We start from the raw sequence: 17,538 nt of genomic DNA, 5'->3' as shown, positions 1-17,538 counted from the left end.
TTAACAAGAGAGAGGAATAAAAATGGCAGACGAACTTGCGCAAAAAATCGGACAACTGTTCATGGTCGGCTTCGATGGGTTGGAGCCGGACGCCGCCATCGCGCGGCTGATACGCGAGCAGCGTGTGGGCGGCGTGATCCTGTTCCGGCGCAATGTGCACACGCCGCAGCAGGTGTCGGCCTTGTGCCGCAGCCTGCAGGAGATCAATGCGGAAGTGAGCGCGGAGCCGCTGCTGATCGCGCTGGACCAGGAAGGCGGCATGGTGATGCGTATCGAGCAGGGCGTGACGCCGATCCCGCCGGCGATGGCTTTCCAGGCCGCCGGCTCGGTGCCGGACTGCGAGCAGATGAACTTCGTCAATGGCGACGAGATGCGCCAGATCGGCGTCAACATGCTGCTCGCGCCGGTGCTGGACGTGAACAACAATCCGCTCAACCCGGTGATCGGCGTGCGCGCCTACGGCGAGGACGCGGACACGGTGATCCGCTACGGCATCGCCGCCATGCGCGGCCAGCAGCGCGCCGGTGCCATCGTCACCGCCAAGCACTTCCCCGGCCACGGCGACACGGCAGTCGATTCGCACTACGCCATGGCTTCCGTGCTGCATGGCCAGGAGCGCCTGCGCGCGGTGGAGCTGGCGCCGTTCCTCGCCGCCATCGAAGCGGGCGTGGACGCCATCATGACGGCGCACGTGGCCTTCCCGGCCTTCGAGCCGGACGCCAGCCTGCCTGCAACGCTGTCGCACAAGGTGCTCACAGGCCTGCTGCGCGAGGAGATGGGCTATGACGGCGCGGTGATTTCCGACTGCCTGGAGATGGGCGCGATCTCGGAAGGCGTGGGCGTGGCGGCGGGCGCCGTGGCCACGCTGCTGGCCGGGACCGACATCGTGCTGGTGTCGCACCGCGAGGACCGCCAGCAGGACGCCATTGCGGCGGTGCTGCGCGCGGTGGAGCAGGGCGTGATTCCCCAGCAGCGCATCGAGGAAGCGCTGCGCCGCGTGCGCAAGCTGAAACGGGCGCGCGCGGTGGCAGGCTGGCGCGAGCGGCCTGCCACGCCGCCGGCGCTGATGACGGCGCAGGCGGTGGCGCTGTCGCGCAAGGTGCAATATGCGGCCCTGACGCAGGCGGGCGGGTTCCGGCCGCTGGACCTGTCGCTGCCGGTGGTGCTGCTGACCTTCGAGGTGCGCGACCGTACCGAAATCGACGAGGTGGCAACGGGGCGCAACAAGGAAGCGCGCAGCTCCCTGCTGCCGGCGCTGCGCCGGGCCGGCGCGGCGGTGCAGGAATATGCCATGGCGGCGGATGCGCCGGACGATGAAGTGGCGCAGGCGCTGGCCTTTGCCGAGAGCGCGCAGCAGATCGTGGTGCAGACCTATAACGCCATGCTGGTGTCCGGCCAGCGCCGCCTGCTGGATGCGCTGCCGGCGGAGCGCCTGTGGGTGGTGGCGGGACGCATGCCTTATGACCTGGACCTGGTGCCCGGCGCGCAGGGCCGGCTGGCGTCTTACGGCTGCCGCCCCGCAGCGCTTGAGCCGGTGGCCGACCGCCTGCTGGGCGCCAGCCTGGCCATGGCGCCCGGCGCCGCCGCCTAGCAGGGCGGTCCGCAAGCCCGCTGGGCCGCAGGCCGGCGGGCTACTCCTGGTCCTGCTGCTTGCGGTAGACCAGCCAGCCGGCTACCGCGGTGAACACGGCGACGATGGTGGCGACGATCCAGAATCCTTCCGGGTCCTGCGCCATCGGCACGCCGCCCACGTTCATGCCCAGCAGGCCGGCGATGATGTTGATGGGCAGGGCCAGTACGGTGACGATGGTCAGCACGTACAGGCTCTGGTTGTTGCTCTCGTTGACCTGCGCGGCGATTTCCTCCTGCAGCAGCTTGATGCGCTCCTGCAGCGAGGCCATGTCGTTCAGCACCACCGCGAATTCCTCGGTGGCCGCGCGCAGTTCTTCGCTGTCCACGTCGGCCACCCAGGAGGGCGGTTTTTGCAGCAGGCGGAACAGCGCCGCCGGTTCCGGCGCGAGCAGGCGGCGCAGGCGCACCAGCACGCGGCGCAGCGCGCCCAGGTCGGTGCGCTTGCGCTTCAGCTTCCCTTGCAGCAGATTGTCCTCGATGCTGTCCACGCGGCTGATGGCGTCGCGCACGATTTTCACCAGCGCGTCCGCCTGGTCCCGCAGCAGGTGGGTGAGCAGTTCCACCGGCGAGCGTATCGGCTCGCCGCCGCGCACCGCCTGGCGCAGGCCCTCGATGGCTTTCAGCGGCTGGCGCCGCGCGCTGATCACCACCTGCCGGTCCACGCTGAGCCACAGCGTGGCGATGTCGGACGGGTCGAACGAGAAATCGTGCACCACGTCGTTGACGACGGCGATCAGGGCGTTGTCGGCCAGCTCGATGCGGGTCGAGCGCTGCCCTTCGTGCAGGCTTTCGTAAAACTCCTCGGCCAGCACCACGTGCTCTTTCATCCACTTCTCACTGGCGGTGTTGGCCAGGTTGAAGTGCAGCCAGATGAATTCCCCCTCGTGGTGCCCTGGCTGGTCCAGCCACTCCTGGGCGGCGCCCGCCTCGATCGGCATGGGCTGATGGTCGCGGCCGAACAGATAGCCGCAGACCAGGCCGGACAGGTCCGATCCATAGGCAGGCGCGTTGATCAGCATGGGCATCTCCGAAGTTGAGTGCCGCAAGCATAGCAAACTGCCGTTGACGTTACCAGAGCTGGTGCACGTGGGGCGCGATGCGCTCGGCATACAGGCGGCGCAGTGCCGACATGGTGTCGCCGCTCAGGGCCGGCAGCGTGCCGGCGCGGGCGTTGGCCTGGGCCTGGGCGGCGTTCCTCGCGCCCGGGATCACGGTGCTGACCGCGTCTTCCATCAGTATCCAGCGCAGCGCGAATTGGGCCATGGCGGTGTCGCCCGGCACCAGGCGGCGGATCTCCTCCACGGCGGTCAGCGCCACTTCGTAGGGCACGCCGGAAAAGGTTTCGCCCTTGTCGAAGGCTTCGCCGTTGCGGTTGAAGGCGCGGTGGTCGTCGGCGGCGAACGCGCTGGCGGCGTGCATCTTCCCGGTCAGCAGGCCGGACGCGAGCGGCACGCGCGCGATCACCCCAACCTGGCGCCTCTTCGCTTCGGCGAAAAACAGACCGGCCGGGCGCTGGCGGAAGATGTTGTAGATGATCTGGACCGACTGCACGTTCGGGTATTCGATCGCTTTCAGTCCCTCTTCCACCTTTTCCACGGACACGCCGTAGTGCCGGATCTTGCCGTCTGCCGCCAGCTGGTCCAGGTAGCCGAACACCTCGGGCTGGTAATAGACCGCCGGCGGAGGGCAGTGCAGCTGCACCAGGTCCAGGCAGTCCGTCTGCAGATTGCGCAGCGAGCGCTCGACGTAGGCGGTGAGGTTCTCCTTGCTGTAGGCCTCCGCCACGTGGGGCGAGGCGCGCCGGCCCAGTTTCGTGGCCACGAAGGGCCTGGCGCCGCCGCGTTCCTTCAGCACCTCGGCGATGAGCTGTTCCGAGCGGCCGTCGCCATACACGTCCGCAGTGTCGATGAAGGTCATGCCTTCATCCAGCGCCGCGTGCAGCGCCGCCTTCGCGTCCTGCGGGGAGACGTCGCCCCAGGCGCCGCCGATGGCCCATGCGCCGAATCCGATTTCCGACACGCTGCGGCCCGTGCGTCCAAATACTCTCTGTTTCATCCAGTGCTCCTTTGTGCGAGGCAGTAGTTATAGCGCGGTTTGCCGCCGCCATGATAGGATTTCCAGCTGAAGCCGATTCATCCTGAGAGTGAAACCATTTCATCCATGTCCGTATTCGACCGCATAGAGCTGCCCGACCTGCGGGTATTCCTGACCATTACGCGCACCGGCAGCTTCAAGGGCGCGGCGATCCAGCTGGGCTTGACGCCGTCGGCGGTGAGCCACGCCATGCGCAGGCTGGAGGAGCGGCTGGGGGCCAAGCTGCTCAACCGTTCCAGCCGAGCGCTTGCGCCGACCGATACCGGCCGCGCGCTGGCGCTGCGCCTGGAGGAAGGCTTCGACAAGATCGGGCTGGCGCTGGCCGAACTCGATGCGCCCGGCGCGGGGCGCTACGGCGAATTGCGCATCAATGTGTTCGCCGATGCGGCGCACCTGCTCATCAACCCGGCGATCCCGGAATTTGCCACGCTGTGCCCGGAGGTCCGGCTGACGGTGGTGGTCGAGGACAGGCCGATCGATATCGTGGCGGAAGGATACGACGCGGGCATCCGCTACGGCCACTACGTGCCGGAGGACATGATATCGGTGCCGCTCAGCGGTCCGCAGCGGTGGGTGGTTGCGGCGGCCCCGTCCTATCTGGCGCAGCGCGGTGCGCCGCTGCATCCGGACGACCTGGCCGGGCATACCTGCCTGCAGCTGCTATTGGGGGACAATTCAAGCTATAAATGGGAGCTGGGCCGGGGACGGTCCAGGTGCCGCGTCCGCGTGCCGGGCGCCATCACGATCAACGACACCGCCACCTCCATCGCCGCAGCGAAGGCCGGCGTGGGGCTGGGATATTTCCTGGAGCGGCGCATCGGCGGCGAACTGGAAGAGGGCAGCCTGCGGCTGGTGCTGGATGACCACGCAGCGAAGGGCGAGCCGTTCCACATGTATTACAGCAGCCGGCGCCACAACCACCCGGCGCTGCGCACGCTGGTGAACATCATCCGCGTGCAGCAGGGCCTGGCGAAGCTGCGCTGAGGCCTACTGTTCCACCACTTTGCCGAAAAAGCCGTACTGCAGGCTGGCGGCGATACGCCGCGCGACGACAAGGAATTCGGCGGCCAGCGCGGGAGTGAACAGGCGCGCGGCGGTTGTTTCGAACAGCGCCAGCCAGCGGCGGAAGTGCTGCGGCTCGATGCCGCTCAGCTGCATGTGGGTGCCGAACACATTGCCCTGGAACTCCTTGGTGCCCAGCATGACGGTGCTCCAGAAGTCCACCATGCGCGCCAGGTGCGGGTCCCAGTTGTCGCCGATGGCGGCGTCGAAGACGGGGCCCAGTTCCGGCTCGGCGCGCACGGCGTCATAGAATTCGTGGACCAGGGCGGTGATGCTGGCGGTGTTCAGTTCTTGGTACGGCATGGCTTACTCCCGGACGGGGGCGGAGGGTGTGGGCGTGTTCAGCGCCGGGAAGCGGTAGATGCACCAGCCGACGGCGGCGGCCACGGCGAGGATGATGAGGAAGGCCCCGGTGAGCGCCTGGTCGTCTTTCAGGTAGGCGTTGCAGAGCTGTTCGGGCACTTCCTGGTACAGCATGCCGCCGAGCGTGGCCATGGCGCAGAAACTGCCGAGGCAGAGCAGCTGGATGGCCATGTTGGCGCGCGCGATGGACGAGGGCAGCACGGCGCCCAGCAGTGCCCAGCTGGCGAACTTGGCCAGTTCGTGCAGCGGCTGGGTGAGCGCGGCTTCGAGGACGCGCGGAATCATCCAGTAGCTGCTGAGGATGAGCAGGGCGGTGAGGCCGGTCAGGCCGTGGCGGTCGAAGCTGGCCAGCGTGGCGCTGCGGCGGGCGGTGCGGCTGCCGAGCAGCAGGCCGCCGAAGAAGATCATGGGCAGCTGCGCCACCATGTGGCCCAGCATGGTCGCTTCCAGCGGTCCACGCAGCAGCCAGGCGCCCGCCAGCAGCAGTCCGCCGCAGATGCGGGCGAACAGGCGCAGGCGGGGACGGTCGGGCGCGGGCGCGGCACTGGACGGAGCGCGACGGAAGGCGCCGGCCGGAATGCTCGGCGCGCCGGCGCTGCCGGGTGTGCTGCGGTTCATGGCGCGCCTCCTGCTGCGGGGCCGCGCGGCGCGGCAGAGGCGGCCGTTGGGACGGGCGCGCTGCCTGCCATGGCGAGGGCGGCGTTGAGGGCGCCCGGGCCGTCGGTGAAGTCCATCACGCGCGCCAGGCGGCCCTGCTTGTCCACCAGGTGGAAAGCGGCGTTGTGTTCGAACTCGCCCAGCGGTGCCGGCAGCACGACAACGCCGAAGGTGTCCAGTACCTGCTGGCGCTGCCTGGCGTCCGGCACGGCAAGAAATTGCCAGCTGGCCGGCAGCGCCTTCTGCTTGCCGGCGTAGCTGGCGAGCAGCTGCGGCGTGTCGCGCGGATCGAAACTGATGCTGATCAGGCGTACCTTGTCCTGCAGGCCGCGCTGGCGCAGGGCGTCCTGCATCTGCTGCAGTTCGGAGCCCAGGATGGAGCACATGGCGTTACACTGGGTGTAGATGAAGGTGACGATGGCCACGCGGGGATCGCCGCGCAAGGCCTGTTCCAGCGTGGCCGGCTGCGGCTGGCCGGCCGCGGCCACCACGTGCGCCACGGGCAGCGCGCGCGGGTTTTCCGCGATGTCCAGCCGCCTCCCGGCTTCGGTCGAGATGACGCGGAAGCCGGACGTCCCTGAGTACAAGGCCGCCGCGCCGAGCGTGGCCAGCAGCACCAGGGCGGCTGCGGTGCGGTACTTGCCTGAATGTGTCCAGCTCTTCATCACTCTCCTTCGGTCCAGGCGCCATTATATGCCGCCTCCGCCATCCCTTCCTGAAAGCTATATAATGAATACCTCATTAAGCATGGTACAGTAGAGCTTGCTGTTAAGCAATATGCAAGATGTATGTTAAACCGGACCGCCACTATGAGACTGACTTCGTTCACCGACTACACGCTGCGCTCGCTGATCTTCCTGGGCATGAACCGCGACAATCTGGTCACGATTCAGGACATCGCGGACCTGCACAGCATTTCCAAGAACCACCTGACCAAGGTGATACACCAGCTGGGCGTGAACGGCCTGGTGGAGACGGTGCGCGGCCGCAACGGCGGCCTGCGCCTCAAGCGCGAGCCGGCCGACATCAATATCGGCGCCGTGGTGCGCGGCAGCGAGAGCGATTTTTACATGGCGGAGTGCTTCGATGGCGAGCACAACACGTGCGCCTTCAACGGCGCCTGCTTCCTGAAGACCAAGCTGGAAGAGGCGACCGACGCCTACCTGAAGGTGCTGGACGGGGTGACGCTGGCGGACCTGCTGCCCAAGCGCGGCGGCTCCATGGCGCAGCAGCTGCACCCGGTGCAGCTGCATCTGGCGAAGGCCTGAGCGGAACGCCAGGCCGGCAGCCTTACACCAGCAAGGCCGCGTTCATGGCCTCGGCGTCCTTGCCGGCCTGGGCCAGCAATTCCGCCATCATTTCCTCGTCGATGAACAGGTCGATCACGGATTCCGAGTGCGGCGGCAGCTCGCGCGGCGCGGCCTGCAAAGGCGACGCCACCGGCGACAGGTGATTGGCCAGCAGCAGCGTGTCGAGCAGCGACTCCGGCGGAATCTGCAGGAAGCTGTCGCGCATGCCCTGGATGGCGGTGCTCACCGGTTCCGGGATATTGAGCTTGTTCAGCACTTCGCGCGTGATGATTTCTTCGCTGGCGGGCTGCCAGTTTTCGGGGTCGTCTTCCAGCAGGCCGGGGAATTCGTCTGCCCGCGAGAGCAAGTAGAAATTGCCGACTTCATGCACGATGGCGGCGAACAGCGCCGTGTCCGGATTGGTGTACGTGACGTCGCGCGCGATAATGCGCGCCAGGCAGGCCACGTGCACCGTGTGCTGCCACAGCTGCTCGGCCTTGGCGCGCAGGGCCGGGTCGGCGATCTTGCTGCCGAACTGGCGCACCACCATGGCGGCGGCCAGCGCAAACAGGTTGTGGTAGCCGATGCGCATGATGGCGGCGCGCACATTGGTCACTTCCGGGCCGCCGGTGCGGTTGAACATGGCCGAGTTGGCCAGCGCGACCGTGCGCGCAGCGAGCTGGGGCTCGGCCAGCACCAGGCGGATCGCTTCATCGATGGGGCATTCGGGGTCGTCCAGCGCGAGTTGCACGCGCAGCGCCGCGTTGACGCTGGTGGGGAAAACCAGGTCGCCGCGTATCGCCAGAGCGGCGATGTGGCCATAAGCTTCAAGTTTATTCATGCAAAAATTATACGCAGTGCGCGCATGGCGCACAACGGCCAATCGCATGGCATGGCGGCCGGTGGTGCGGGCACAACGCCGGGCGGGGCCGTAGGGCGGCTCAGCGCGGCACGCCTGCAACCCGCGACACCAGCGATGCCCGCGATCCCCGCCGCAGCGCGTGGATCAGGCGTTCACCAGCTGCGGCGCGCGCTGGCCGGGCTGCTTGCTGTAGCGGCTGACGGACAGGTCGTCGGCCAGGATGGCGGGGCGCTTGGCGGAGATGATGTCGGCCAGCAGTTGGGCCGAGCCGCAGGACATGGTCCAGCCCAGGGTGCCATGGCCGGTGTTGATGAACAGGTTGCGCACGGCAGTGCGGCCCACCACGGGCGTGCCGTCCGGCGTCATGGGACGCAGGCCGGTCCAGAAGCTGGCGCTGGCGGTATCGCCGGCGCCCGGGAACAGGTCGTTGACCACCATTTCCAGCGTTTCGCGGCGGCGCGGGTTCAGCTGCGTGTTGAAGCCGGCAATCTCGGCCATGCCGCCGACGCGGATACGGTCGTCGAAGCGGGTGACGGCGATCTTGTAGGTTTCGTCCAGGATGGTCGAGGTGGGGGCGCGCGCCGCGTCCACGATGGGCACGGTGATCGAATAGCCCTTCAGCGGGTAGACCGGGATCTTGACGATGTCCTGCAGCAGCTGGGTGGAGTAGGAGCCCATGGCCACCACATAGCTGTCCGCGTGCACCAGGCCGCTGGCGGTGACGACGCCTTTGATCTCGCCGCCGTCCATCACCAGGCTGCGCACCTCGGTGTTGTAGCGGAACTTCACGCCCAGCTCTTCAGCCATGGCGGTCAGGCGGGTGGTAAACAGCTGGCAGTCGCCGGTTTCATCGTTGGGCAGCCGGAGGCCGCCCACCAGCTTGTCCTTGTCCAGGCCGGGTTCGGCGCTCACCAGCTGATCGCGCGTCAGCAGTTCATAGGGCACGCCGGTATCCTTCAGCACTTCGATGTCCTTGGCGGCACCGTCCAGCTGCTGCTGGGTACGGAACAGCTGGGTGGTGCCTTGCTGGCGGCCCTGGTATTCAATGCCGGTGGCGGCGCGCAGCGCCTTGAAGCAGTCGCGGCTGTATTCGGCCAGGCGCACCATGCGCTCCTTGTTCACCGCGTAGCGCTCGGCATTGCAGTTCTGCAGCATCTGCCACATCCATTGCAGCTGGAACAGGGTGCCGTCGGGCGTGATGGACAGCGGCGCGTGGCGCTGCAGCATCCATTTCATGGCTTTCAGGGGAATGCCGGGCGCGGCCCACGGGGACGCGTAGCCGGGGGAGATCTGGCCGGCGTTGGCGAAGCTGGTTTCCTGGGCGGACGCGGGCTGGCGGTCCAGCACCGTGACGTCGTGGCCGGCCTGGGCCAGGTAGTACGCGGTGGTGACGCCGATGACGCCGCTGCCAAGAATCACGATACGCATAACGCTCCCTTATAGGTTTTAATGGCTTGCGCCAGATATAACGCTATGATAAGTTGCTTCAGCCAGCATTAGTTACTATATAAAAGCGGATATTCAGTAAAAAATCATGCGAACACAGAAGGATTCGGTCCGTACCCTGGACAAGCTCGACCGCAAGATCCTGCGCATCCTGCAGGAGGATGGGCGGATTTCCATGAAGGATTTGAGCGAGCAGGTGGGGCTGTCGATTACCCCGGCCATTGAGCGCGTCAAGCGCATGGAGCGCGACGGCGTGATCACCGGCTACCATGCGCGCATCGACCCGCCGGCGCTGGGCGCCAAGCTGCTGGTGTTCGTGGAAATTACGCTCAACACCAAGTCGGCCTCGATGTTCGAGCAGTTCCGGCGCGAAGTGCTGCGCATTCCGGAGGTGCAGGAGTGCCACCTGGTGTCGGGCGATTTCGATTACCTGATCAAGGCGCGCATCCATGAAATGGCCGAGTACCGCAAGTTGCTCGGCGAGATGCTGCTCCAGTTGCCGGGCGCAGCGCAAAGCAAGAGCTACGTGGTGATGGAAGAGATCAAGGAAACGCTGTTCCTGTCTACCGAAGCCATCTAGCACACGGTTGAGCGTTATCAAGGTTGCCACATCCTGTAAGATCACTATAATGATTTCGGCTAGGGAGACGTCATGTCAGCCTACGAATTCAATCTGAGCCGGTACGCCGAACGCCTGGAAGCAGCCGGCGTGCCGAGGGAGCAAGCCTTGGTGCATGCGGAACTGACCGCTGATACGCTGCAGCAGCTGGTCACGAAAGAACATCTGCACAGCGAACTGCTTGCGCTGGAAGCGCGCATGGAGACGCGCACGGGCAGCCGCTTCGAGGTATTCGAGGCACGCCTGGAGGCCCGCTTTGCTGCTTTCGAAGCGCGTATCGAGACGCGGCTGGCGAAAATGCAAGCCGATCTGTTCCGCTGGCTCTTTATCGCAGTCTTCGTTCAGGGCGGCTTCATACTCGCCTGCCTGAAACTATTAGCTTGAGTACTGGATGGATGCCGACAAACCGATAGAAATCCGCACGCTGGACGAGCACCTGTCCTCCGATCAAAGCTTCGCCTCCGCGCTGGCGCGCACCGTGGGTGCGCTGGCGGCCGCCGACGGCACCGTCACCCTGGGCCAGTTCGCCGCCGTCACCGACCTGGCCGGCGAAGGCAAGGCGTCCGCCGTGTTCACCGCCCTGGTATTGAACGCCATCGAGTCCGGCGTGAGCGTGGACTGGGCGCTCAATGCCCTGGCGCGCTGCTCGCCCGCCGTGGACCAGCCGACCCGCGACAGCGCTTTCGCCATGCTGCGCCCCCTGGTGGCGCTGCAGGGGCAGAAATCGCGCGCGCTGGCGCAGCGCGTGGCCAAGGCGCTTGGCGTGCGCCTGCTGACCGACGAACTGGCCATGCTGCCGCCCGAGGATGAGCGCGGCTTGCTCAGCAACATCGGCCAACAGGCGCGCAAGCTGGTCAAGGGCCGTAGCCTGGCCGACGTGGTGGCCGACTTCGGCCGCAGCACCGGCCACACCGAGCTGCTGGAGGGCGCGCGCCGCTTCCAGGGCGGCAAACTGGACCAGGAGGAGCTGCGCGGCATGGTGCGCCAGGCCGCCGCCAGCATCGCGCAGGGCATCGGCGCCTACCAGGAGGTGGCCGCCAGCATGGCCGCCTCGGCTTCCAACGCGGAACGCATGATGGCGGCGGCGCTGGAGCTGCGCGACCAGGTGCAGCAGCGCCTGGCGCTGGTGGATGCGCGCGTGGCCTACGAGCGCAGCACGCTGTTCCAGGACATCGACGACGCCGTGCACGACGCAGGCAATGCCATCGAACTGGCCATCGCAGACCGCCTTGCCACCGACAAGTGGAAGGACGAGGACGTGTGGGCCAGCATCGGCCGCAACCAGTTCGGGCAGGAGATGGAGCGCCGCCTGGACCGGGTGGTGCGGCGCAAGGAGGAGGCGCTGAACCTGATGCAGCATGATTTGCGGCTGTTCCAGTCCGGCATGCGCCTGGGGCAGACCAATGTGTTCCAGCGCGAGCACCACGCCACGCTGGCGCGGCTGATGCCCAGCCTGCGCATCGGCACGCGCCTGGTGAACACGGTCGACACCGCCGCCAGCCTCACGCTGATGGGCGGCGCGGTGGCGGCGGCCGGCACCGGCACGGTGGCCTACCTGTTCGGCGTGGCGGTGGTGATGCCGGTGCTGGCGCCGGCCGCGCCCTTTGTCGGCGGCGCGGTGCTGCTGGCGGGCGCCTTCAAGTGGTTCACCGATGGCGGCAAGCGCAAGCGTTCGGAGATCCGCGACAAGCGCCGCGCTTTTGAAGAGGAATTGCGCACACGGCTCAAGGAAGCGGAACACACTTATCTGGCCCGGCTGGACGAGGTGGCGCGCGGCTTCCACGAGTCGGCGCGGCAGATGCTGACCCCGCTGCTGCTGGAAGCCGAGGCTGCCGGGAGGGTGCAGGGCATGCGTGAACGCATCGCCGGCAAGGTGATCGCCCAGTCGCAGGCCGCGCTTGAGCAGCTTGAACACCAGCTGCGGCAGGACTGAACAGTATTCAATGCAATGCCCGACCTGGAGGGTACATGGGGCTGAGATTGCCGATGGTGCTGCCGAGCGGGCTGTGGGCGGCGACGCGTCGCCTGGACAGGCTGGCGGCGGGCGCCTTACTGGGGGCAGCGATGGCGATGGCGGCGCCGGCGGCGGCGCAAAGCGGGGCGCGCGGCGCTCCGGCGGAGTCAACCGCTTCGGCCAACTCGGCCAGCCAGGCCGACCCGGCCAGCCCGGCTGATTCGGCTGATTCCGCCGATTCGGCTGATTCCGCCGATTCGGCGGCCGGCCCGCCGGTGCTGCCTTACCGGCCTTCTGTCTCCAGCCCGGCGCAGCTGCCGGCGCCTGGCCAGCTGGAGCTGGAGCTGGGCGGACTGGCCAGCTGCGGCGGCGGCGAGCGCCGCGCCAGCCTGCCTTACACCCTCAAGCTGGCTTTCAACGAAGAATGGGGCGTGCTGCTGGGCGGCGAGGCCTGGGTGTCGGACCGCGAACCGGGCGCACCCCGGCTGCGCGGTGCGGGCGACACCTTGCTGGTGCTAAAACGCGCATGGAACATGGGCGAGGGCAGCGCGCTGGGGCTGGAACTGGGCGCCAAGGTTCCCACCGCCAGGGACGGCATCGGCAGCGGCCGCGCCGACTACAGCGCGAACGGCATTGTCAGCCGCGATTTCGGCAGCGTGCACATGGACGCCAACCTGAACCTGACGCGCCTGGGCGGCACCGAACCGGGCATGGGCCGCATGCAGACCGGCGCCTCGGCCTCGTTTTCGCTGCCCCTGGACGGCAAATGGGGCGTGACCGCCGAACTGGCCGGTACGCGCCGCAGCGGGGCGGGGCGCAGCGCGCAACTGCTGCTGGCGGCGGCCTACAGCCCGGACCCGCGCATGACGATAGACTTCGGCCTGGCGCGAGGCCTCACCGGCGCTGCGCCGGATTGGCAGTTTTTCAGCGGCATAGTGTTGCCTTTAGCCAAAATTTGGTAGCGTATGTGCGCAAGCGTACATACACTTGGTCAACTATCCGCTTAGAATCAAGGTGTAGTAAACCCATAACCATAAGATGACACCATGAAAAAACTCCTCATCGCCGCCAGCCTGCTGGCAATTTCCCTGTCCGCCGCTGCGCAGAACGTTTCCATCAGCGTGGGACAGCCCGGCTTTTACGGCCGTATCGATCTGGGTAACATGGCGCCGCCGCCGGTCATCTATGCGGAACCCATCATCGTGCACCGCCCGGTGCGCGTGATCGAAGAACCGCTGTACCTGCGTGTGCCGCCTGGCCATGCCAAGAAGTGGTCGAAGCACTGCGGCGCCTACAATGCCTGCGGCCGCCGCGTCTATTTCGTGCGTGACGAGTGGTACACCAATGACTATGCGCCGCGCTACCGCTCGGAACATGGCCGTGGCGGCCATCATGAGGACCGCCGTGACGACCGGCGCGATGATTACCGCGACGACCACCGCGACAAGCATGACAAGCATGATAAGCATGACAAGGGTCACGGTAACGGCCACGGCAAGGGGCACGGCAAAGACTGACTTTTACCCACCACAGGAGCGCCATGCATAGCAAAATCGTGATTGTTGGAGGAGGGGCAGGCGGCTTGGAACTGGCCTGCAAACTGGGCCGCAAGCTGGGGCCGCAGCAAGTGATGCTGGTCGATAGCCGGCTGTATCACGTGTGGAAACCCTCGCTGCACGAGGTGGCGGCGGGCACCCTGGATATCCACCAGGAAGGCCTGTCCTACCAGATGCTGGCCCACGACAATGGTTTTACCTATGTCTATGGCGCCCTGCAGGCGCTCGACGCGCCGGGCAATGCGCTCACGGTGGCGGCCATCGCCACCGCCGAGCACGAGGAAGTGCTGCCCGAGCGCCGCATCGGCTACGATACGCTGGTGCTGGCCATCGGCAGCACCTCCAATTACTTCGGCGTCCCCGGCGCCGCCGAACACACCATTTCCCTGAACGCCACCGAAGACGCCGAACGTTTCCGGCTGACCCTGCTCAAGCTGCTGGCCAAGGCCGCGCTGAAGAAGGGGGCGCCCGGCACCACCGAGGTGCTGGAACCGGCTGCGGCAAGCGCGGCCGGGACCGGGGTGGACATCGTCATCATTGGCGGCGGCGCCACCGGCGTGGAGCTGGCGGCCGAGCTGCGCGAGGCCAGCGGCGTGTATGCCGCCTACGGCTTTGGCCACCTGGACCCCAGGCGCGACGTGCGCATCACCCTGCTGGAAGGGGCGCCGCGCATCCTGGCGCCGCTGCCGGAGCGGGTGTCGGCCGCCGCGCTCAAGCTGCTGGAGGAGCGCGCCATCAAGGTGGTGACCGCCACCCGCGTGACCGCCATCGACGCCGATCGGGTGACCACCGGCGAGGCCGGGCAGGCGCAGCAACCACAGCAACCGCAGCAACCGCAGCAACCGCAGCAACCGCAGCAACCGCAGCAACCGCAGCAACCGCAGCAACCGCAGCAACACTACCCGGCCGACATCGTGGTGTGGGCGGCGGGCATCAAGGCGCCGGCGCTGCTGGCCACGCTGGGCCTGCCCACCGCCAAGGGCGGCCAGCTGGAAGTGGAGGGCACCCTGGCAGTCAAGGGCCACGCCAATATCTACGCGCTGGGCGACTGCGCGCTGTGCATGGGGGCCGACGGCAAACCGGTGCCGCCGCGCGCGCAGGCTGCGCACCAGCAGGCCGATTACCTGGCCAGCGCCTTCCTGCGCCAGGCGCAGGGCAAGCCGCCGCACGCCTCGCCGTATGTCTACAAGGACTATGGCTCGCTGGTATCGTTTGGCCAGACTTCCTCGGTCGGCAGCCTGATGGGCTCGCTAAAAGGGCTGAGCTGGTTTGTGGATGGCTTCGTGGCGCGCCTGATGTACACCAGCTTGCACCTGATGCACCACCAGGCCGTGCTGGGCACGGTGCGCACCGCCGTGCTGGCGCTGGCGCGCTTCCTGATCAAGCGCAGCACGCCGCTGGTGAAACTGCATTGAGCGCTACGGCGCGGGCTTGGGCAGGGTGACGGTCAGGATGGCGCCGCCGCCGCTGCCGGGCACCAGGGTCAGCGTGCCGCCCAGGTAGGCGGCCCGTTCGCGCAGCACGCGCAGGCCGTGCTTGGCGCTGTCGGCGCCGATCACGTCGGCCTGGACCGCCAGGCCCAGCCCGTTGTCCTTCACCGTCAGCATGATTTCGTCGTCGTTGTCGTCCACGGTCACTTCCACGGCGCTGGCCTGGGCGTGGCTGATGATGTTGCGCAAGCCTTCCTCCAGCGCGCGCAGCAGCACCACGTTATGGCTGCGCGGGCTGCGTGGCTCCTCTTCGGGCAGGCTGCAGCTGGCCACCAGGCCGTGCTGTTCACCGAACTGCGTCACCAGCTCGCCCAGGGCCACGCGCACGCCCAGGAATTCCAGCTTGTCGTTCCACAGCCGGTGCTGCATCTGGCGGTTGGTTTCGATGATGTTGTGCAGCAGATTTTTCATCTGCGTGGCGCGCTCAAGCAGCGCCGGGTCGGGCGGCATTTTCTGCGTGAGCAGGCCGAGGTGCATGGTCAGCGCGGTCAGCGAGGAGCCCATGCTGTCGTGCAGCTGGCGCGACAGCGAGCGGCGCTCGTTGTCCCAGCAGGCGTTGACGTGGCCGAGCAGTTCGCTCAGCTCGGCGGCGCGCTGGCTGTCGTAGGGGGCGGGTTGTGCCTGTGCGGACATAATTAGGGTCTCAGAGTAAGATGATCTGTTTTTATGCGGCGATCATACCTGAGGTTATCGTTCAATGTCGCACTGCCGCATCGGGTGCGCCGGCGTCACGGCCGCGCGGCTGCGGAGTCGGCAGTGGTGCCGGCCGTGCAGCTGCCGATGGCTTTCATCAGGTTGTCGATGTCGACCGGCTTGACCAGGTGCAGGTCGAAGCCGGCTTCCAGTACGCGGCGCTGGTCTTCCGCCAGGCCGTAGCCGGTCAGCGCGATCAGCTTCATGCCGCGCGTTTCTTCGCTGGCGCGCAGGCGGCGCGCCACTTCGTAGCCGTCGATCCCGGGCAGGCCGATATCGACCAGCGCCAGGTCGGGGTGGAAGGCCGCCGCCAGTTCCAGGCCCTGCAGGCCGTCGGCCGCGTGCCGCACTTCATAGCCGTAGCAGCTCAGCATCATCGACATCATTTCACGGCCGTCGTCATTGTCTTCGATCAGCAGCACGGTGGGCTTGGCGGAATCTGTGGTGTCCATAATCTCTTGCCTCGGTTCAGATGGCCGCTCGCTGCGCGGCAGCCGGATAGTAAAGATGCTGCCTTCGCCGCTGCCGCCGCTGTAGGCGGCCGCGCTGCCCCCGTGCAGCTCGGTTAGGCGCCGCACCAGCGCCAGGCCGATGCCTAGCCCGCCCTGCGCGCGGTCCAGGGTGCTGGAGCCTTGCACGAAAACATCGAACACATGGGGCAGCAGGCTGGCGGGAATGCCGACGCCGCTGTCTTCCACCGACAGCTGCACGTCGTCGCCGTCGGTGTCGCAGCAGACGGTGATGCTACCGCCCGGCGGCGTGTATTTCAGCGCATTGTCCATCAAATTGCAGAATAGCTGTTCCAGCCGCGTGGCGTCGCCATGCACCCAGCCCGGGCCGGCTTCCAGCGTGACGGCATAGCCGGCGGTGCGGCCCGTGGTGCGGTAGGTGTCCAGGCAGGCGCTCAGCAGCGCGGACAGCTCCAGCGGCGCGCGGTTGAGCAGGATCTTGCCCGACATCGCGCGGCCCAGGTCCAGCAGGTCGTCCACGATGCGGCCCAGGTGGCGGCTCTGGCGCTGGATGATGTGCTTGGCGCGCGCCACGGCGTCGGCCCCCACGCCGGGCAGGGCGATGAGGGAGGCGGCGCTGCTGATGGCGCTCAGCGGATTGCGCAGTTCATGGCCCAGCATGGCCAGGAACTCGTCCTTGGCATGGTTTTGCTGCTCGGCCGCCTTGCGCTCTTCGATCTCGCGCGTGAGCCGCTTGTTGGTGGCGGTCAATTCCGTGGTGCGCAGGCTGAGCTGGCGCGCCTGCCGCTTGAGTTCCTCGTTTTTCACGGCCAGCGCCACGAACACGGAAATCTTGGCGTGCAGGATTTGCGGAATGATGGGGGTAAACAGGAAGTCCACCGCGCCGCGCTGGTAGGCCTTCAGCCGGTCCAGTTCATCGGCCACGAAGGCGGTGACGAAAATGATGGGGATGTCGGCCGAGCGGGCGCGCTGGTGGATGGCTTCGGCGGTTTCAAAGCCGTCCATGCCGGGCATGTTGACGTCCAGCAGGATCACGGCGAAATCGTGCATCAGCACCTGGCGCAAGCCTTCCTCGCCGGAGCGTGCTGCCAGGACGTCATAGCCGTCCTGGTCCGACCATTGGGCCAGCAAACTGGTCAGGGCGAACAGGCTGTTGGCGTCGTCGTTGACCACCAGGACTTTGGGTTTGTCTACTTTAGGCACGTTGATGTTGGGGCTACGGAAGGAAAAAATTTCGCCAGACAAACTATTGGTCGATCATAACAACGTGATAAGTGAAAGTCAAAAGCGTGCGCGGCTATCGCGCGCTGCGGCAGTGCTGCTAGCGCCGCTGCCGCGCCTGCCGCCCCTG

General features: G+C 66.9%; 18 protein-coding genes. 9 read left to right on the top strand and 9 right to left on the bottom strand.

The features are described from left to right. The first annotated feature begins 22 nt into the window (after nucleotides 1–22). Nucleotides 23–1,591 (top strand): beta-N-acetylhexosaminidase, encoded by a 1,569-nt coding sequence (nagZ, locus tag ASC94_RS05555; protein ID WP_056391810.1) that lies wholly within the window; start codon nucleotides 23–25, stop codon nucleotides 1,589–1,591. A gap of 40 nt (nucleotides 1,592–1,631) precedes the next feature. Here nagZ and ASC94_RS05550 read toward each other — a convergent pair whose 3' ends face one another. Beyond that, nucleotides 1,632–2,657, bottom strand: coding sequence for a transporter (locus ASC94_RS05550; protein WP_200955554.1), 1,026 nt, complete (start codon nucleotides 2,655–2,657; stop codon nucleotides 1,632–1,634). Nucleotides 2,658–2,700: 43 nt separating this feature from the next. After that, a complete protein-coding gene (locus ASC94_RS05545) occupies nucleotides 2,701–3,687 on the bottom strand; it encodes an aldo/keto reductase (protein ID WP_056391807.1) in 987 nt (328 codons plus the stop codon). Between the two features lie 105 nt (nucleotides 3,688–3,792). On the opposite strand from ASC94_RS05545, the gene ASC94_RS05540 reads away from it, so the two are divergent. After that, complete coding sequence (locus ASC94_RS05540) at nucleotides 3,793–4,710, top strand: LysR family transcriptional regulator (RefSeq protein ID WP_056391804.1); 918 nt, start codon at nucleotides 3,793–3,795, stop codon at nucleotides 4,708–4,710. Nucleotides 4,711–4,713: 3 nt separating this feature from the next. Here ASC94_RS05540 and ASC94_RS05535 read toward each other — a convergent pair whose 3' ends face one another. From ASC94_RS05535 to ASC94_RS05525, 3 genes are read right to left on the bottom strand one after another with little or no spacing between them, the layout of a single operon-like run. Further along, complete coding sequence (locus ASC94_RS05535; protein WP_056391802.1) at nucleotides 4,714–5,091, bottom strand: group III truncated hemoglobin; 378 nt, start codon at nucleotides 5,089–5,091, stop codon at nucleotides 4,714–4,716. 3 nt (nucleotides 5,092–5,094) lie between these two features. Continuing rightward, entirely contained in the window at nucleotides 5,095–5,769 is a 675-nt protein-coding gene (locus tag ASC94_RS05530) for a hypothetical protein (RefSeq protein ID WP_056391799.1), read from the bottom strand. Continuing rightward, nucleotides 5,766–6,473: an SCO family protein gene (locus ASC94_RS05525; protein ID WP_082616189.1), complete on the bottom strand. Its 708-nt coding sequence runs from the start codon at nucleotides 6,471–6,473 to the stop codon at nucleotides 5,766–5,768. The genes ASC94_RS05530 and ASC94_RS05525 overlap by 4 nt, the downstream gene beginning before the upstream one ends. A 144-nt stretch (nucleotides 6,474–6,617) precedes the next feature. Here ASC94_RS05525 and ASC94_RS05520 point away from each other — a divergent pair, with 144 nt between their 5' ends. Further along, nucleotides 6,618–7,076, top strand: coding sequence for an Rrf2 family transcriptional regulator (locus tag ASC94_RS05520; protein WP_056391796.1), 459 nt, complete (start codon nucleotides 6,618–6,620; stop codon nucleotides 7,074–7,076). 22 nt (nucleotides 7,077–7,098) lie between these two features. Here the strand turns inward: ASC94_RS05520 and ASC94_RS05515 are convergent, their stop codons facing one another. Continuing rightward, nucleotides 7,099–7,938 carry an HDOD domain-containing protein gene (locus ASC94_RS05515; RefSeq protein WP_056391792.1) on the bottom strand — a complete coding sequence of 280 codons (840 nt, stop codon included), beginning with the start codon at nucleotides 7,936–7,938 and terminating at the stop codon, nucleotides 7,099–7,101. Nucleotides 7,939–8,103: 165 nt separating this feature from the next. Then, the gene (locus ASC94_RS05510) at nucleotides 8,104–9,387 is read right to left on the bottom strand and encodes a D-amino acid dehydrogenase (RefSeq protein WP_056391789.1); all 1,284 of its coding nucleotides are present in this window, start codon (nucleotides 9,385–9,387) and stop codon (nucleotides 8,104–8,106) included. 106 nt (nucleotides 9,388–9,493) lie between these two features. Here ASC94_RS05510 and ASC94_RS05505 point away from each other — a divergent pair, with 106 nt between their 5' ends. From ASC94_RS05505 to ASC94_RS05480, 6 genes are all read left to right on the top strand, one after another. Continuing rightward, nucleotides 9,494–9,985: an Lrp/AsnC ligand binding domain-containing protein gene (locus ASC94_RS05505; protein ID WP_056391786.1), complete on the top strand. Its 492-nt coding sequence runs from the start codon at nucleotides 9,494–9,496 to the stop codon at nucleotides 9,983–9,985. 72 nt (nucleotides 9,986–10,057) lie between these two features. Further along, the gene (locus ASC94_RS05500; RefSeq protein WP_056391783.1) at nucleotides 10,058–10,408 is read left to right on the top strand and encodes a hypothetical protein; all 351 of its coding nucleotides are present in this window, start codon (nucleotides 10,058–10,060) and stop codon (nucleotides 10,406–10,408) included. Between the two features lie 7 nt (nucleotides 10,409–10,415). After that, nucleotides 10,416–11,957 (top strand): hypothetical protein, encoded by a 1,542-nt coding sequence (locus tag ASC94_RS05495; protein WP_056391780.1) that lies wholly within the window; start codon nucleotides 10,416–10,418, stop codon nucleotides 11,955–11,957. Nucleotides 11,958–11,992: 35 nt separating this feature from the next. Beyond that, nucleotides 11,993–12,940, top strand: coding sequence for a transporter (locus tag ASC94_RS05490; protein ID WP_229417168.1), 948 nt, complete (start codon nucleotides 11,993–11,995; stop codon nucleotides 12,938–12,940). An 84-nt stretch (nucleotides 12,941–13,024) separates the two neighbouring features. Continuing rightward, complete coding sequence (locus ASC94_RS05485) at nucleotides 13,025–13,495, top strand: hypothetical protein (RefSeq protein WP_056391777.1); 471 nt, start codon at nucleotides 13,025–13,027, stop codon at nucleotides 13,493–13,495. 23 nt (nucleotides 13,496–13,518) lie between these two features. Next, nucleotides 13,519–14,949 (top strand): NAD(P)/FAD-dependent oxidoreductase, encoded by a 1,431-nt coding sequence (locus ASC94_RS05480; RefSeq protein ID WP_056391774.1) that lies wholly within the window; start codon nucleotides 13,519–13,521, stop codon nucleotides 14,947–14,949. A gap of 3 nt (nucleotides 14,950–14,952) precedes the next feature. Here the strand turns inward: ASC94_RS05480 and ASC94_RS05475 are convergent, their stop codons facing one another. Both ASC94_RS05475 and ASC94_RS05470 read right to left on the bottom strand, forming a co-directional pair. After that, the gene (locus ASC94_RS05475) at nucleotides 14,953–15,657 is read right to left on the bottom strand and encodes a sensor histidine kinase (RefSeq protein ID WP_056391772.1); all 705 of its coding nucleotides are present in this window, start codon (nucleotides 15,655–15,657) and stop codon (nucleotides 14,953–14,955) included. Nucleotides 15,658–15,752: 95 nt separating this feature from the next. Then, complete coding sequence (locus ASC94_RS05470) at nucleotides 15,753–17,390, bottom strand: response regulator (RefSeq protein ID WP_056392193.1); 1,638 nt, start codon at nucleotides 17,388–17,390, stop codon at nucleotides 15,753–15,755. Nucleotides 17,391–17,538: the final 148 nt, after the last annotated feature.

This window comes from Massilia sp. Root418 (assembly GCF_001425265.1).
GTDB lineage: Bacteria > Pseudomonadota > Gammaproteobacteria > Burkholderiales > Burkholderiaceae_D > Rugamonas.
Note: the sequence above shows the minus strand (reverse complement) of the source record. Positions and strands in the feature narration are given on the sequence as shown.

Bases quoted from the DNA above. Each gene is read 5' to 3' on its own strand.
- ASC94_RS05520 (WP_056391796.1), top strand. From the start codon at position 6,618: ATGAGACTGACTTCGTTCACCGACTACACGCTGCGCTCGCTGATCTTC.
- ASC94_RS05495 (WP_056391780.1), top strand. From the start codon at position 10,416: ATGGATGCCGACAAACCGATAGAAATCCGCACGCTGGACGAGCACCTG.
- ASC94_RS05550 (WP_200955554.1), bottom strand. From the start codon at position 2,657: ATGCCCATGCTGATCAACGCGCCTGCCTATGGATCGGACCTGTCCGGC.
- nagZ (WP_056391810.1), top strand. From the start codon at position 23: ATGGCAGACGAACTTGCGCAAAAAATCGGACAACTGTTCATGGTCGGC.
- ASC94_RS05490 (WP_229417168.1), top strand. From the start codon at position 11,993: ATGGGGCTGAGATTGCCGATGGTGCTGCCGAGCGGGCTGTGGGCGGCG.
- ASC94_RS05530 (WP_056391799.1), bottom strand. From the start codon at position 5,769: ATGAACCGCAGCACACCCGGCAGCGCCGGCGCGCCGAGCATTCCGGCC.
- ASC94_RS05485 (WP_056391777.1), top strand. From the start codon at position 13,025: ATGAAAAAACTCCTCATCGCCGCCAGCCTGCTGGCAATTTCCCTGTCC.
- ASC94_RS05545 (WP_056391807.1), bottom strand. From the start codon at position 3,687: ATGAAACAGAGAGTATTTGGACGCACGGGCCGCAGCGTGTCGGAAATC.
- ASC94_RS05505 (WP_056391786.1), top strand. From the start codon at position 9,494: ATGCGAACACAGAAGGATTCGGTCCGTACCCTGGACAAGCTCGACCGC.
- ASC94_RS05515 (WP_056391792.1), bottom strand. From the start codon at position 7,938: ATGAATAAACTTGAAGCTTATGGCCACATCGCCGCTCTGGCGATACGC.
- ASC94_RS05500 (WP_056391783.1), top strand. From the start codon at position 10,058: ATGTCAGCCTACGAATTCAATCTGAGCCGGTACGCCGAACGCCTGGAA.
- ASC94_RS05475 (WP_056391772.1), bottom strand. From the start codon at position 15,657: ATGTCCGCACAGGCACAACCCGCCCCCTACGACAGCCAGCGCGCCGCC.
- ASC94_RS05510 (WP_056391789.1), bottom strand. From the start codon at position 9,387: ATGCGTATCGTGATTCTTGGCAGCGGCGTCATCGGCGTCACCACCGCG.
- ASC94_RS05525 (WP_082616189.1), bottom strand. From the start codon at position 6,473: ATGAAGAGCTGGACACATTCAGGCAAGTACCGCACCGCAGCCGCCCTG.
- ASC94_RS05540 (WP_056391804.1), top strand. From the start codon at position 3,793: ATGTCCGTATTCGACCGCATAGAGCTGCCCGACCTGCGGGTATTCCTG.
- ASC94_RS05535 (WP_056391802.1), bottom strand. From the start codon at position 5,091: ATGCCGTACCAAGAACTGAACACCGCCAGCATCACCGCCCTGGTCCAC.
- ASC94_RS05480 (WP_056391774.1), top strand. From the start codon at position 13,519: ATGCATAGCAAAATCGTGATTGTTGGAGGAGGGGCAGGCGGCTTGGAA.